Here is a 14,217-nt window from a genome sequence, read left to right on the forward strand (position 1 = left end):
GTTCGGGAAACGGGCATTATCCAAAGTTAAGGCTTCTATGCAAGCATGGGAAAGATCCGGTTTACAGCAGATTGACGCTGTGCTGCAATCTGCGTCCCTGATTATGCGAATCGATGACCATGCAAGCCTCTCAATTTTCAGCCCAGGTGCTGGACTGGTACGACAAATACGGGCGTAAAACCCTGCCCTGGCAAATTGAAAAAACGCCCTACAAAGTATGGCTCTCCGAGGTGATGTTGCAACAAACGCAGGTCGCCACCGTGATCCCTTACTTCGAGCGTTTTATGGCACGCTTCCCGACGGTCACCGACCTGGCAAACGCGCCGTTGGACGAAGTGCTGCACCTGTGGACCGGGCTGGGCTATTACGCCCGCGCGCGCAACCTGCACAAGGCCGCGCAGCAGGTCGCCACCCGCCACAACGGTAAATTCCCGGAAACCTTCGACGAGGTGGCCGATTTACCCGGTGTCGGACGTTCAACCGCAGGCGCGATCCTCTCCCTTTCATTAGGCAAGCATTTCCCGATCCTCGACGGCAACGTGAAGCGCGTGCTCGCACGCTGCTACGCCGTTGACGGCTGGCCGGGTAAGAAAGACGTTGAAAAACGCCTGTGGGAGATCGCTGAAGCGGTCACCCCGGCGAAGGGCGTAGAGCGTTTTAACCAGGCGATGATGGATCTTGGCGCGATGGTCTGCACGCGCTCAAAACCAAAATGCGAGCTCTGCCCGGTGAACAACCTCTGCGTGGCGTATGCCAACCAGTCATGGGCGCAGTATCCGGGTAAGAAACCTAAACAGACGCTGCCGGAGCGCACCGGCTATATGCTGCTGATGCAGCACGGTGACGAGGTCTTCCTCGCCCAGCGTCCGCCGAGCGGTCTGTGGGGTGGTCTATACTGCTTCCCACAGTTTGAAGATGAAGACTTGCTGCGTGAATGGCTTAAACAGCGCGGCATTGCGGCAGATACCCTGACGCAGCTGACCGCGTTTCGCCACACCTTCAGCCATTTCCATCTGGATATAGTACCGATGTGGCTTCCCGTGTCCTCATTCACCTCCTGCATGGATGAAGGCACCGCTCTCTGGTATAACTTAGCGCAACCGCCATCAGTCGGGCTGGCGGCTCCCGTGGAGCGCCTGTTACAGCAATTACGTGCCGGTGCAATGGTTTAGCATCGGCAACACAAAGAGGAATACGTATGGCCAGAACCATTTTTTGTACTTTCCTGCAGCGCGACGCTGAAGGCCAGGATTTCCAGCTCTACCCGGGCGACCTGGGCAAGCGCATCTATAACGAGATCTCCAAAGAAGCCTGGGGACAGTGGCAGAAAAAACAGACCATGCTGATCAACGAGAAAAAGCTCAGCATGATGAACCCGGAGCACCGCAAGCTGCTGGAGCAGGAGATGGTGAGCTTCCTGTTCGAGGGCAAAGACGTCCACATCGAAGGCTATACGCCGCCGGAAAAATAACAGCGTGCGGGTGAAACCCCGCCGTTAAAGCAAACACAACACGCACTCCCGGAATGATGAAAAAACTTTTAGCGCTAGCCCTTGTTGCGCCGTTGCTGGTCTCGTGCTCGTCCAAAAAAGGCGATGATTACAATGAAGCCTGGGTCAAGGACACCAACGGTTTTGACATTTTGATGGGGCAGTTTGCCCATAACATCGAGAACATATGGGGATTTAACGAAGTTCTTATTGCCGGACCGAAGGACTACGTTAAGTACACCGACGCCTATCTGACCCGTAGCCACATCAACTTTGATGAGGGTACGATCACCATTGAGACCATCGCAGGCACCGACCCTGCGGCACGGCTGCGTCAGGCGATCGTCAAAACCCTGCTGATGGGTGACGATCCGGGATCTATCGATCTCTACTCCGATGCGGACGACATCACCATTTCGAAAGAGCCGTTCCTGTACGGTCAGGTTGTCGACCAGACCGGACAGCCGATCCGCTGGGAAGGTCGCGCCACGAAATTTGCCGACTACCTGCTGCAGACGCGCCTGAAGAGCCGCTCTAACGGCCTGAAGATTATCTACAGCGTTACCATTAACCTTGTCCCGAACCACCTCGACAAGCGTGCGCATAAGTATCTGGGTATGGTGCGTCAGGCGTCGCGTAAGTATGGCGTGGACGAGTCGCTGATCCTGGCGATTATGCAGACCGAATCCTCGTTCAACCCGTACGCGGTGAGCCGTTCCGACGCGCTGGGGCTGATGCAGGTTGTCCAGCACAGCGCCGGTAAAGACGTCTTCCGCTCGCAGGGGAAATCCGGCACGCCGAGCCGCAGCTATCTGTTCGATCCGCAAAGCAACATTGATACCGGCACGGCCTATCTGGCGATGCTGAACAATGTCTATCTCGGCGGAATTGATAACCCGACGTCGCGTCGCTACGCGGTGATCACCGCCTATAACGGCGGCGCGGGCAGCGTGCTGCGCGTCTTCTCGAATGACAAAGTGCAGGCTGCGAACATCATCAACAGCATGGCGCCGGGGGATGTTTACTCCACCCTCACCACCCGCCACCCGTCTGCGGAATCCCGCCGGTACCTGTATAAGGTGAATACGGCGCAGAAAAATTATCGTCGTCGATAATCAACACACCTTCTCCAGCAAGGAGAGGGTGTTCTGCTTACCCTCACCCTGTGGGAGAGGGTCAGGGTGAGGGCATCCGGCCGCACCTATCCTCCACCCATACGAAAATGTTATTTGCATCACAATCCAAACTGCAAATTAATGTGGATTGCATTTTTTTGCGGGAGGTAACAAAACATATCGTTGCCAACTGATAGAATTGCATCAAATAACAACCCTGAATGTTCCTATAACAACATATCTCCCGCTCACTTGTGAGGAAAGTAACATGAACCTTAAGCTGCAGCTTAAAATCTTGTCGTTTCTGCAGTTCTGCCTGTGGGGTAGCTGGCTGACTACACTCGGCTCCTATATGTTTGTGACGCTCAAGTTTGATGGTGCGTCAATCGGTGCCGTCTACAGCTCGCTGGGTATTGCGGCTGTTTTCATGCCAACGCTGCTCGGTATCGTGGCGGATAAATGGTTAAGTGCGAAATGGCTGTATATGCTTTGCCATCTGGTGGGTGCGGGGACGCTGTTTATGGCGGCCGAAGTGACCACGCCGGGGGCGATGTTTATGGTGATCCTGCTTAACTCGCTGGCGTATATGCCAACGCTTGGGCTGATCAACTCCATCTCCTACTACCGCCTGAAATCTGCCGGCCTGGATATCGTCACCGACTTCCCGCCAATCCGTATCTGGGGCACCATCGGCTTTATCATGGCGATGTGGGGCGTGAGCTTCGCGGGCTTCGAGCTGAGCCACATGCAGCTGTATATTGGTGCTGCGCTCTCCGTACTGCTGGCGCTGTTCACCCTGACGCTGCCAACCATTCCGGTGTCTAACCAGCAGAAAAACCAGAGCTGGAGCACCATGCTTGGCCTGGATGCCTTCGCGCTGTTCAAAAACAAGCGCATGGCGATCTTCTTTATCTTCTCTATGCTGCTGGGCGCGGAGCTGCAAATCACCAACATGTTCGGCAACACCTTCCTGCACAGCTTCGATAACGATCCGCTGTTTGCCGGGAGCTTTATCGTTGAGCACGCGTCGGTGATGATGTCCATCTCGCAGATCTCCGAGACGCTGTTCATCCTGACCATCCCGTTCTTCCTGAGCCGCTACGGCATCAAAAACGTCATGCTGATCAGTATCGCCGCGTGGATGCTGCGCTTCGGCCTGTTCGCCTACGGCGACCCGAGCGCGTTCGGCACCGTGCTGCTGGTGCTGTCGATGATTGTTTACGGCTGCGCCTTCGACTTCTTCAACATTTCCGGTTCGGTGTTTGTGGAAAAAGAGGTGAAGCCTGAAATCCGCGCCAGCGCGCAGGGCATGTTCCTGATGATGACTAACGGCTTCGGCTGTATTCTGGGCGGCGTGGTGAGCGGTAAAGTGGTTGAGATGTACACCACCAACGGTATCACCGACTGGCAGCCCGTGTGGCTGATCTTCGCGGCGTATTCGCTGGTGCTGTTCTTCGCGTTCCTCGCGCTGTTCAAGTACAAGCACGTTCGCACAGCGCACGGTACACAGCCGATTGCGCATTAATCCTTGATGGCTTTTGCCCGGTGGCGCTTCGCTTACCGGGCCTACAAAACCAGACCGTAGGCCGGGTAAGGCGTAGCCGCCACCCGGCTATTTTATTGCAGAGAGCATCCACCCCACCGACAGCAAATCCGCGCTGCCGCCCGGACTCAGGTTTCGTTCAATCAGTGCCTTATCCATCTTAAGCAACGCGTCGCGATCCCAGCCGTTAGCCAGCAGTTTCCGCGCATAGCCCTGAACATAGCGCAGCCCCTGAATGCCGCCGCGTGACACGAGATTACTGTCCTGATTGACCGCCATCAGGCGCAACAGCAGGCCGTGAAGCGACTGTCCGTTCCATTGCCCCAGCGCCTTACGCACCGTCGCAAAGCCGCTCTCCGCCTCGCCTCGCGCCCCGGTTAAGCCGTACTGCTGAAACTGCCGCTCGCCCGCCGTCGCCTGCCCGCTGCGCGCTGCCAGTTCCCGCGACACCAGCCCGCAGCAGATGTTACTCACCTCACAACAGAGGCTGTCCGCAGAGATATTTTTCACACGCCCGGCAGCGAAGCACAGCAGGCCGAGAGCAAAAATCCCGCCCTTATGCGTGTTCACGCCGTTCGTCGCGGCATACATCGCCTGCTCGCAGGCCATCCCCATCGGGCGAATAATCCGCAGCTGTGCGTCAGCGGGTTTATCCGCATGCACGTTACCGAGTTCAGCAAAGCGCGAAAACCACGGCGTAATTGCCGCGATGCTGCGGACAAACAGCGCGTGGTCCATATCGCGATGGGAACCGTTGTTGAGCTTGTCCACAAGCCCAGGCTTGGGCGTCAGCTCCAGCTCCTGCCACAGCGCCGCTTCGGCAAGCGCGGGCACATCAACCGGGCGCGGTTTAGTCGCGAGCAAACCAGTCATCGATCGTCTTCTCCACGCGGGAAACTACCTGCTCAACGGGATGGCGCCGCGAACGGGAGCAGGCATGCGCGGGCTCGTCGCAGATCAGACAGCGCCGGAGATTCTCTCCCAGCGACTGACGCCCGACGTGGCCGTGCTGAGGGCAGATCACGTCCAGATCCCACAGCCTGCCGAGCGGGTGCGTCTGCTCCAGTTCCGCGCAGTGCGCTTTGATTTCCGCCGCCGCATGGGCGACGCACCACAAGGCTTCCGGTCCGGTGGGCAGCCACAGCACCTGCCGGTCCAGCACCTGCCAGCGGTTCTCCCACAGCAGCTGGTCGCACATCTGGAGCGCCACGCCCATGGTGTTGCGATAGCGCAGGCTGTCCTTAATTTCCCCTGGCGTAACCAGCGTGAGGGAGATCACCGGCTGTTTATAGTGCTCAAGCATGTCAGCCTGACGGGCTGCGCGACGCTCTTTCGCCGCCAGCAGTTCCTCCAGGCTGACACCCGCCCGCACGGGTGTCGCTAAAATCATACTGACTCCTTCACCTGTCGTACGGTGTCGATCACGCTGCCGTCGCGGTAACGGATGACGCCGACGATTTTGTCGGTAAATTCAATCGGTTTCGGTACGCCGGTCAGGGAAATCGCCCGCTCATAGAGCGCGCTGATGTCCACTACCTTCAGCCCGGCCTCCAGCAGCCGCTTGCGGATCTCCGGGCGCGCCGGGTTGACTGCGATGCCGTGATCGGTAACCAGCACGTCGATGCTCTCCCCCGGCGTGAGGCGCGTGGTGACGCGCTTCACGACCGTCGGAATGCGGCTGCGCAGCAGCGGCGCGACCACGATGGTCAGGTTGGCTGCCGCCGCCACGTCGCAGTGCCCGCCGGATGCGCCACGCATCACGCCGTCGGAGCCGGTGATGACGTTGACGTTGAAATCAACGTCAATTTCCAGGGCGCTGAGGATCACCACGTCGAGCTGGTCGCAGCTTGCCGCCTTGCTGCCGGGGTTGGCGTAGACGTTGGTGGAGATCTCTACGTGGTTCGGGTTGCGCGCCAGCGAAGCCGCCGCCTGGCCGTCAAAGCACTGGGTGTCGAGCAGCTTTTCGATGAGCCCCTTCTCGTGCAGATCCACCAGGCTGCCGGTGATGCCGCCGAGCGCAAAGCGCGCCTTTACGCCGCTGCGCTCCATCTTCTCTTCCATAAAGCGGGTGCAGGCGGTGGCCGCCGCGCCGGAGCCGGTCTGCATCGAGAAGCCAGGCTTGAAGTAGCCGGAATGCTCGATCACGTCCGCCGCATAGCGGGCGATCATCAGCTCGCGCGGGTTGCTGGTGACGCGCGCCGCGCCGACGCTGATTTTCGCCGGGTCGCCCACGCTCTCCACCTGCACGATGTAGTCCACCTGGTCCTGCACCAGGCTGGCGGGCATATTCGGGAACGGCACCAGTTCTTCGGTCAGCAGCACCACCTTGCGGGCAAAGTGCGCGTCCACCATCGCGTAGCCGAGCGAGCCGCAGCACGATTTACCGTGCGTGCCGTTAGCGTTGCCAAACGCATCGCTGCACGGCACGCCGAGAAACGCCACGTCGATATTCAGCTCGCCGTCCTGGAGCAGCTTCACGCGCCCACCGTGGGAGTGAATCTGTACCGGCTCGTCCATCAGCCCGTGGGAGATGGCGTCCGCCAGCCTGCCGCGCATGCCCGAGGTGTAAATCCGGGTGATGACGCCGCTTTCAATATGCTCGATCAGCGCGTCGTTGCAGGTCATCAGCGAACTGGAGGCCAGGGTCAAATTTTTAAATCCCATCCGCGCCAGCAGCGCCACAACGGTGTTGATCACCCGGTCGCCTTCGCGAAAGGCATGGTGGAAGGAGATGGTCATCCCGTCCTGCAGGCCGCTGCGCGCTACGGCTTCTTCAAGGGAGGCACAGAGCTTGCGGTTGTGCTTCGCGTCACTGTCCGCCAGCCAGGGCGTCGCGCTGTGGGCGGTATCAAAGGGTTTCAGGTCCCGCAGATGCGGGAAGTTTACGTGGAGAAGTTCTGTTTGATTCATTTTGTCATCCTTACCGACGCACGCCGGAAGCCGCCGCGCGCTCCAGCACCACCTGCGCGTGGTTAATAATTGGTGCATCCACCATTTTGCCGTTGAGCGACACCACGCCCAGGCCGTTACGCTCGCCCTCTTCTGCCGCTTCAATCACCCTTTTGGCATGATCCACCTCTTCCTGCGTCGGTGCATAAGCGTTATGCAGCAGGTCAATCTGGCGCGGGTTAATCAGCGATTTGCCGTTAAAGCCCATCTTGCGGATCAGATCGACCTCGCGAAGGAACCCGGCCTCGTCGTTAACGTCTGACCACACCACATCGAAGGCGTCGATGCCCGCGGCGCGAGCGGCGTGCAGCACGGCGCAGCGGGCATAGAACAGCTCGGTGCCGTCGCCGCGCTCGGTCTGCATGTCCATCACGTAGTCAAAGGCGGCCAGCGCGATGCCGATGAGGCGCGGGGAGCTGCGGGCAATCGCCACGGCATTGATGACGCCAATGGCCGACTCAATCGCCGCCATCACGCGGGTGGAGCCGACCTCGCGGCCGCACTCGCGTTCAATGCGCTCAAGATGGCCCTCCAGCTCGTAGATATCATCCGGAGTGTCGGTTTTTGGCAGGCGGATCACGTCCACACCCGCGCGCACGGCGGCTTCCAGATCCAGCAGGCCAAACGGCGTGCTGAGCGGGTTAATGCGCACCACGGTTTCGATATCCCGATACATCGGGTGCTGTAGCGCGTGGAATACCAGCAGGCGCGCGGTGTCCTTCTCACGCAGGGCGACGGCGTCCTCAAGGTCAAACATGATGGAGTCGGGGCGGTAGATAAACGCGGTGGAAAGCATGGCGGCGTTGGCGCCCGGCAGGAACAGCATACTGCGGCGGAGTTTGCTCATTTCAGCGCCTCCCAGTTGATGGCCCGTTCATCGGCGGCACGCATCAGCGCGCTTTGCAGGCGGGCGCGAATAACACAGTCCAGCGCCCCTTTGTCTTCAATAATGATTAATCCCTGGCGCACGTTCATGGCGCGCAGCGTGTCGTTGACCACCTGGCGAATTTGCTCGCCAAACTGCTTAATCACTTCACTGTGGATGACAATCTCCAGCTCGCCGTGAGCGGGGGCGATTTTCACCATCAGGTCGCTGGACTCCTGCGTTCCGGCCAGCGCCTCCCTTACAATATTCATGATAAATTCCTGATAGTTATGCGACTTCCGCACTCGCACGATAGTGTGTTTCGAGATGCGCGAAGGTGGAGTCCGGGACGATCTCCCGGATCCGGGAAAACTGCTGTGTCTTGAGTAAACGGCGCACTTCGGACGCCGAAATGGCGTTGCCGGTGGCCTTGATGCGCGGCATCTCCACCACCTCGATATGCGAAGCCAGCAGATCGTGCAGCGTCTGGTTGTACTGGCGGGTGATGTCGCAAAACGGCTCCGAGCCGATGAAGCGGTGCGTGATGCCGAGCGCCGGGGCGATGAAGTCCCGGAAGATCAGCACGTCGATCTCGCTCCACGCCTGCTGCACTTTGCCGGTCTCCTTCAGGAAGTAGGCCGGGAAGGTGGCGCGGGAGATGATGTACTGCGAGCCTTCATGCACCACCACGTTCGGCAGATGGGCTACGCCCGCGCGCACCATCTCGAGACGCGCGCTGAACGGGAAGAACGAGGCGTCTTCACGCACCACGAACAGATGGAGGGCGTCACACTGCCCTGCCGCCTGCTCCACCAGATGGCGGTGGCCGAGGGTGAACGGATTGGCGTTCATCACTATCGCGCCAGTTTTCTCCCCGCCCTTTCGCATCCGGCTTAAGGTACGGCAGTAGCGCGCGATCCCCTGCGGGGTGTTCTCCATCAGCACCGCGTTGTTCCCGCTCTGGGCAATTGGCCAGAAGCCGCTGCGGGCAAAGCGCTCCCGGTTGCACGGACGGGTGCAGAGGAAGAGGTGAAAATGGCCGCGCTCCAGCGCCGCATTTTCCACCTCTGCCAGCAGCCGCGCGCTGAGGTTTTCCCCACGAAGCTGCTCGTTGACCGCCACGCATTTGATGACGTTGCCGGCAAGTCCTGCGCAACCCACCAGCTGCGCGCCGGACCAGGCTTCGACAAACAGCGTGATGTCGTTGTCCAGGCCAAGGCCGCTGTCTGCCAGCAGGTAGCGGATCTGGCTTAAGCGTTCCGGGTGTTTCGCCACCAGCGTCTGGCGAAAATCGATGGGTTGACTGTTCATGCCGCCTTTCTCAGTGTGCCGCCGCAAGCCCGACGGCTGGCGCTTCAACAATCACGTTGCTCAGATGACCGATATGCTCGATCTCCACTTCAATGCGATCCCCCTCTTTCATAAACAGCGGCGGGTTACGCTTTTTACCCACGCCGCCCGGAGAGCCGGTGATGATCACGTCGCCCGGGCTTAAGCGGGTAAAGGTGCTGATGTACTCGATGAGCTCCGCGACCTTGTGGATCATGCTGCTGGTGTTGTCCTCCTGCACCATGCGGCCGTTAAGCCAGGTGCGGATCGCCAGGCTGTGCGGGTCCGGGATCTCATCCGCCGTCGCCATCCAGGGGCCAAACGCCCCGGTCTGACGCCAGTTTTTACCGGCGGTGAACCAGGTGTGCTGCCAGTCGCGGGCGGAGCCGTCCATGTAGCAGCTGTAGCCCGCCACGTGGCGCAGGGCGTCATCGCGGCTGATGTTCTCCCCACCCTTACCGATGATCACCGCCAGCTCGCCTTCGTAGTCGAATTCGCTGGAGTGGCGCGGCTTCAGTACCGGCTCGTTGTGGCCGGTCTGTGAGTCCGGGAAGCGGACAAACAGCGTCGGGGCCGGGTTGTGCTGGTCAAACTCCTTGCGCTTGTCGGCGTAGTTCATGCCCACGCAGAGGATTTTTTCCGGCTGCACGATCACCGGTAAGAAGGTGATGGCGCTCAGCGGTACATCCACCGCGTCGTTCAGGTAACGGGTGGCCAACGCCAGCCCGTTGCCCTGCAGCAGCGCTTTAAGGTCGCCGTAGCGGTCGCCGAGACGGCGGCCTAAATCAATCACGCCCTCGGCCTGAACGATGCCGTAGCTGCGTTTTCCCTGGTATAAAAAGCTTGCGAGTTTCATTGTTTTTTCCTGAATACTTAGACGAGGAAGTTGCCCAGAATCAGCAGTGAGACAGAGACGTTAATCGCCCCGCCGATACGGGTAGCAATCTGGGCGAACGGCATCAGGCTCATGCGGTTGCCTGCGGTCAGTATCGCCACGTCGCCGGTACCGCCCTGTCCGCTCTGACAGCAGGAGACGATGGCGACATCAATCGGGTGCATACCGATCTTTTTGCCGACGAAGAACCCGGTCGCCACCAGCGCGGAGACGGTGCTGATAATCACCAGCAGGTTGGTCAGCGTGAAGGCGGCCACCAGTTCATGCCACGGGGTAATGGCCACGCCAACGGCGAAGAGGATCGGGTAGGTCACGGAGGTCTGGAAGAATTTGTACACCACCTGCGAGCCCTCCAGCAGGCGCGGAGAAGCGCCGTTGCAGAGCTTCACCAGCACCGCCATAAACAGCATGCCGACCGGCGCAGGCAGGCCAATCAGCTTGTGGCCGAGCATGCCGAGCATATAGAGCAGCACCGCCAGCAGCGCGCCGGAGGCGATAGTCGTCACGTCCGCCTTGCCGGAGAACGCAGGCTGAGAGACGGTGGCATCGGCATTGGCGCGGTTAGGCATCAGCTGGCCTTCACCGGTCAGGTGCGGGTAGCGTTTACCGAGCTGGTTCAGGCAGCCGGAGATGATGATTGCCGTCAGGCCGCCGAGCATGACCATCGGCAGCACGCGGCCGAGCGCTACGCCCTGGTCCATATGCAGCAGGGTGGCATAGCCGATGGAAAGCGGAATCGCCCCTTCCCCGACGCCGCCTGCCATGATCGGCAGAATGATAAAGAAGAAGATCTGGAACGGCTCCAGGCCCAGCGCCAGCCCCACGCCCATGCCAACAATCATGCCGACGATTTCACCGCACAGCATCGGGAAGAAGATGCGCAGGAAACCCTGAATCAGCACCGTGCGGTTCATGCTCATGATGCTGCCGACGATAATGCAGCAGATATAGAGGTAGAGAATGTTGGTGGATTTGTAGAATTTGGTCGTGGATTCCACCACCACGTCCGGCAGCAAACCGTAGTAGACCAGCGCGGAAGGGATAAAGGTGGCGCAAATCGCCGCCGCGCCAAGCTTGCCGACAATCGGCAGGCGTTTGCCGAACTCACCGCAGGCAAAGCCGAAGAAGGCCAGCGTGGCCACCATGACCACGATATCGCTCGGCAGCTTTCCGCCCAGGCAATCAATCGCGATCAGCGCGCCCGCCAGAACGAACAGCGGCAGAGGAATAATCCCGATTTTCCAGGTATCCATAATATGCCACCACCGCTCCTTGAGGGATGGCCGCTGAATTTCAATCGGGTCGTGGGTAACAGAGAAAGAATCGTCAGTTGTGCTCATAATAAGCCCCTTAGTTATTTTGTGCGTTCAGCTTAGAGTCACAAAGGCCTACTTTATGTGAGGAATGGCATATTAAAAGCGAAGTTTTAATGGCAGCTATGGTTTTTATGGTTTCTTTTATTTAATGTGATTTATGCCTTATTTATTATCGTGGTTTTTATGGTTTCTTTTCTGAATTGAACGACCAAATAACATTTAACGTAGCAGCATGAAGTTCATAAGCCTTCTGGATAAATCATTTACAGCCCTTGCTGTGCAAGGGATCACAAGTTTCCCGCAAAGCGGACATCCGCATGAAAAAAGATGATATATTGACGATCTTTGCCGCTACTTTGCGTGATAGTTATGAAAGTCTCTTTCCAGATTAAGCTGTTTATTTCGCTCGTTGCCTTTTTCTCAGTGCTTTTTGTGCTGCTGGGCGGATATTATTATGCCGATGTCGGAAAACAGCTTTATCAGGAAATGAGTGCGCGCGCTAAAATACAGGCGGAAGAGATTGCGCTTATTCCGTCATTGCGTACTGAAGTTGAACAAAAAGATATCAACGCCATTCATGATTTCATGCAGAAAATGGCCGCGCACAGCGACGCCAGCTTTATTGTCATTGGCGATAATACGGGACGGCATCTTTTTCACTCCGTCTTTGCCGACAGGGTGGGCACGACGCTGGTCGGCGGCGACAATGAAGCCGTATTGCAGGGGAAAAGCACGACAACCATACGTAAAGGCGGGTTGGGCATTTCACTGCGCAGTAAAGCGCCCATTTTCAACGACGCCGGGCAGGTGGTCGGCATTGTTTCAGTTGGCTATCTCACCAGCTACCTGGACACCATTACCGTCAGTAAAGTGGTCAATATCCTGATTGCCGCCGTGCTGCTGCTGATCGCCCTCTTTGTCTTCTCCTGGTTCTTTACCCGTAGTATTAAGAAGCAGATCTTCTCCCTGGAGCCACGAGAGATCGGCCTGCTGGTGCGCCAGCAAAAGGCGATGATGGAGTCCATCTACGAAGGCGTGATCGCCATTGATAACGAACGGCGCATAGAGGTGATCAACCAGGCGGCGCGCAAGCTGCTGGGCCTGAGCCAGCCGGCCCGGGAACTGCGCGGGCAGCTGATAAGCCAGGTGATCGATCCGGTCCCGTTCTTCGACACGCAGACGATGCTGGCGAAAGATACCCATGACGAGATTTGCCGCTTTAACGATCTCACGGTGATTGCCAGCCGGGTACACATCATGCTTGAGGGGTCGCTGCAGGGCTGGGTGATCACCTTCCGCGATCGCAACGAGATCGACTCTCTCAGCAGCCAGCTCAGCCAGGTAAAACGCTACGTCGATAACCTGCGCATTATGCGTCATGAGCAGCTGAACCGGATGACCACCCTCTCCGGACTGCTGCATATGGGCCGCTATGAAGAGGCCATTCGCTACATTCAGGCGCAGTCGGAGCATGCTCAGGAGCTGCTGGACTTTATCTCCTCCCGCTTTAGTTCCCCGACACTTTGCGGGCTGCTGCTGGGAAAAGCCGCCCGCGCGCGTGAGAAAGGTGTGGAGCTGAGTTTCGACCCGGCCTGTCGGCTGGACAAACCGTTCCTGCCGCTGGGAGAGCAAGAGCTGATTTCGATTATTGGCAACCTGCTGGATAACGCCATCGAAGCGACGCAGCGATCGCCGCTCCCGCATGCGCCGGTGGAAGTGCTGATAAAACTCAGCGAGCAGGAGCTGATTATTGAAGTGGCCGACCAGGGCGTTGGCATTACCCCGGCGATCCGTGACCGGATATTTGAACGCGGCATCACCACCAAAACGCGGGGCGATCACGGGATTGGCCTGTATCTGATTGAAAGCTACGTCACGCAGGCTGGCGGCACAATAGAAGTTGCCGATAACATGCCGCACGGGACCATTTTCTCACTGTTTATCCCGGCCTCGGGAACCGTCCGGCAACTGGAAGATACCGACTATGCAACATGAACTTATCGACGTACTGATTGTTGAAGACGAGAACGAACTGGCACAGCTGCACGCGGAGCTTATCGGTAAACATCCGCGCCTGAGGCTGGTGGGGATAGCCGCGTCGTTGGCCGACGCGCAGCGACAGCTGGAGAGCAAACAGCCGAAGCTGATGCTGCTGGATAACTACCTGCCGGACGGCAAAGGCATCACCCTTATCAGCAACCCGATGTTGGCCCGCGCCAACTGCTCGGTGATTTTCATCACCGCCGCCAGCGATATGGACACCTGTAGCCAGGCCATTCGAAACGGCGCGTTTGACTATATCCTTAAGCCAGTCTCCTGGAAGCGGCTCAGCCAGTCGCTGGAGCGTTTTGTGCAGTTTGCCGAACAGCAGCGGGTCTGGAAGATTGTCGACCAGCAGAACGTGGATTCACTCTATCAGTTACAGGCGAAAAACTATCGTCTGGACAACGGCAGTAAGGGAATAGAGGAGAACACGCTGGCGCGGGTGCAAACGCTGTTTAACAGCAAGGCGGCGCACTGCTTTACGGTGGATGAGGTGGTGAGCGAGACGGGACTGAGTAAAACCACCACCCGACGCTATCTGGAACACTGCGTGGAGGTGGGTTTTCTGACGGTGGAGATGCTGTACGGGAAGATTGGGCATCCGAGAAGGATGTACCGCCGCGCAGAAGCCTGACGAAGTATTCCAGGCCCGGTAAGCTTGCGCCACCGGGCC

At 58.4% G+C, this 14,217-nt stretch carries 14 protein-coding genes; 6 read left to right on the forward strand and 8 right to left on the reverse strand.

Annotated features, from left to right (window positions below; translation table 11 throughout):
• The first annotated feature begins 119 nt into the window (after positions 1–119).
• The 4 genes from mutY to DG357_RS19005 all read left to right on the forward strand — a co-directional run bounded on the left by mutY (position 120) and on the right by DG357_RS19005 (position 4,129).
• A complete protein-coding gene (gene mutY / locus DG357_RS18990; RefSeq protein ID WP_169804859.1) occupies positions 120–1,172 on the forward strand; it encodes an A/G-specific adenine glycosylase in 1,053 nt (350 codons plus the stop codon).
• A 26-nt stretch (positions 1,173–1,198) separates the two neighbouring features.
• A complete protein-coding gene (locus DG357_RS18995) occupies positions 1,199–1,471 on the forward strand; it encodes an oxidative damage protection protein (protein WP_023309138.1) in 273 nt (90 codons plus the stop codon).
• A gap of 56 nt (positions 1,472–1,527) precedes the next feature.
• Positions 1,528–2,604, forward strand: a complete 1,077-nt coding sequence (gene mltC, locus DG357_RS19000) for a membrane-bound lytic murein transglycosylase MltC (protein ID WP_045260773.1) — start codon at positions 1,528–1,530, stop codon at positions 2,602–2,604.
• 268 nt (positions 2,605–2,872) lie between these two features.
• Positions 2,873–4,129, forward strand: coding sequence for a nucleoside permease (locus DG357_RS19005; protein WP_041908317.1), 1,257 nt, complete (start codon positions 2,873–2,875; stop codon positions 4,127–4,129).
• A gap of 87 nt (positions 4,130–4,216) precedes the next feature.
• Here DG357_RS19005 and citG read toward each other — a convergent pair whose 3' ends face one another.
• The 8 genes from citG to DG357_RS19045 are packed head-to-tail and all read right to left on the reverse strand — an operon-like array spanning position 4,217 to position 11,525.
• Positions 4,217–5,020, reverse strand: coding sequence for a triphosphoribosyl-dephospho-CoA synthase CitG (gene citG, locus DG357_RS19010; protein WP_088204258.1), 804 nt, complete (start codon positions 5,018–5,020; stop codon positions 4,217–4,219).
• Entirely contained in the window at positions 4,998–5,537 is a 540-nt protein-coding gene (gene citX / locus DG357_RS19015; protein ID WP_088204259.1) for a citrate lyase holo-[acyl-carrier protein] synthase, read from the reverse strand. Before citX ends, citG begins: the two co-directional genes overlap by 23 nt.
• Positions 5,534–7,057, reverse strand: coding sequence for a citrate lyase subunit alpha (gene citF / locus DG357_RS19020; RefSeq protein WP_088204260.1), 1,524 nt, complete (start codon positions 7,055–7,057; stop codon positions 5,534–5,536). The genes citX and citF overlap by 4 nt, the downstream gene beginning before the upstream one ends.
• A 10-nt stretch (positions 7,058–7,067) precedes the next feature.
• Positions 7,068–7,943, reverse strand: coding sequence for a citrate (pro-3S)-lyase subunit beta (gene citE, locus DG357_RS19025; protein WP_048957281.1), 876 nt, complete (start codon positions 7,941–7,943; stop codon positions 7,068–7,070).
• Positions 7,940–8,233: a citrate lyase acyl carrier protein gene (gene citD, locus DG357_RS19030; protein ID WP_063155149.1), complete on the reverse strand. Its 294-nt coding sequence runs from the start codon at positions 8,231–8,233 to the stop codon at positions 7,940–7,942. Before citD ends, citE begins: the two co-directional genes overlap by 4 nt.
• A 16-nt stretch (positions 8,234–8,249) precedes the next feature.
• The gene (gene citC / locus DG357_RS19035; RefSeq protein WP_088204261.1) at positions 8,250–9,272 is read right to left on the reverse strand and encodes a [citrate (pro-3S)-lyase] ligase; all 1,023 of its coding nucleotides are present in this window, start codon (positions 9,270–9,272) and stop codon (positions 8,250–8,252) included.
• 10 nt (positions 9,273–9,282) lie between these two features.
• The gene (locus DG357_RS19040) at positions 9,283–10,146 is read right to left on the reverse strand and encodes a fumarylacetoacetate hydrolase family protein (protein ID WP_045630636.1); all 864 of its coding nucleotides are present in this window, start codon (positions 10,144–10,146) and stop codon (positions 9,283–9,285) included.
• A 17-nt stretch (positions 10,147–10,163) separates the two neighbouring features.
• A complete protein-coding gene (locus tag DG357_RS19045; RefSeq protein WP_045630637.1) occupies positions 10,164–11,525 on the reverse strand; it encodes a 2-hydroxycarboxylate transporter family protein in 1,362 nt (453 codons plus the stop codon).
• Positions 11,526–11,870: 345 nt separating this feature from the next.
• On the opposite strand from DG357_RS19045, the gene DG357_RS19050 reads away from it, so the two are divergent.
• Both DG357_RS19050 and DG357_RS19055 read left to right on the forward strand, forming a co-directional pair.
• Complete coding sequence (locus DG357_RS19050; protein WP_041908310.1) at positions 11,871–13,496, forward strand: ATP-binding protein; 1,626 nt, start codon at positions 11,871–11,873, stop codon at positions 13,494–13,496.
• Positions 13,486–14,178 carry a response regulator gene (locus tag DG357_RS19055; RefSeq protein ID WP_047367414.1) on the forward strand — a complete coding sequence of 231 codons (693 nt, stop codon included), beginning with the start codon at positions 13,486–13,488 and terminating at the stop codon, positions 14,176–14,178. The genes DG357_RS19050 and DG357_RS19055 overlap by 11 nt, the downstream gene beginning before the upstream one ends.
• The last annotated feature ends 39 nt before the right edge of the window (positions 14,179–14,217 follow it).

This window comes from Enterobacter bugandensis, from assembly GCF_900324475.1.
GTDB lineage: Bacteria > Pseudomonadota > Gammaproteobacteria > Enterobacterales > Enterobacteriaceae > Enterobacter > Enterobacter bugandensis.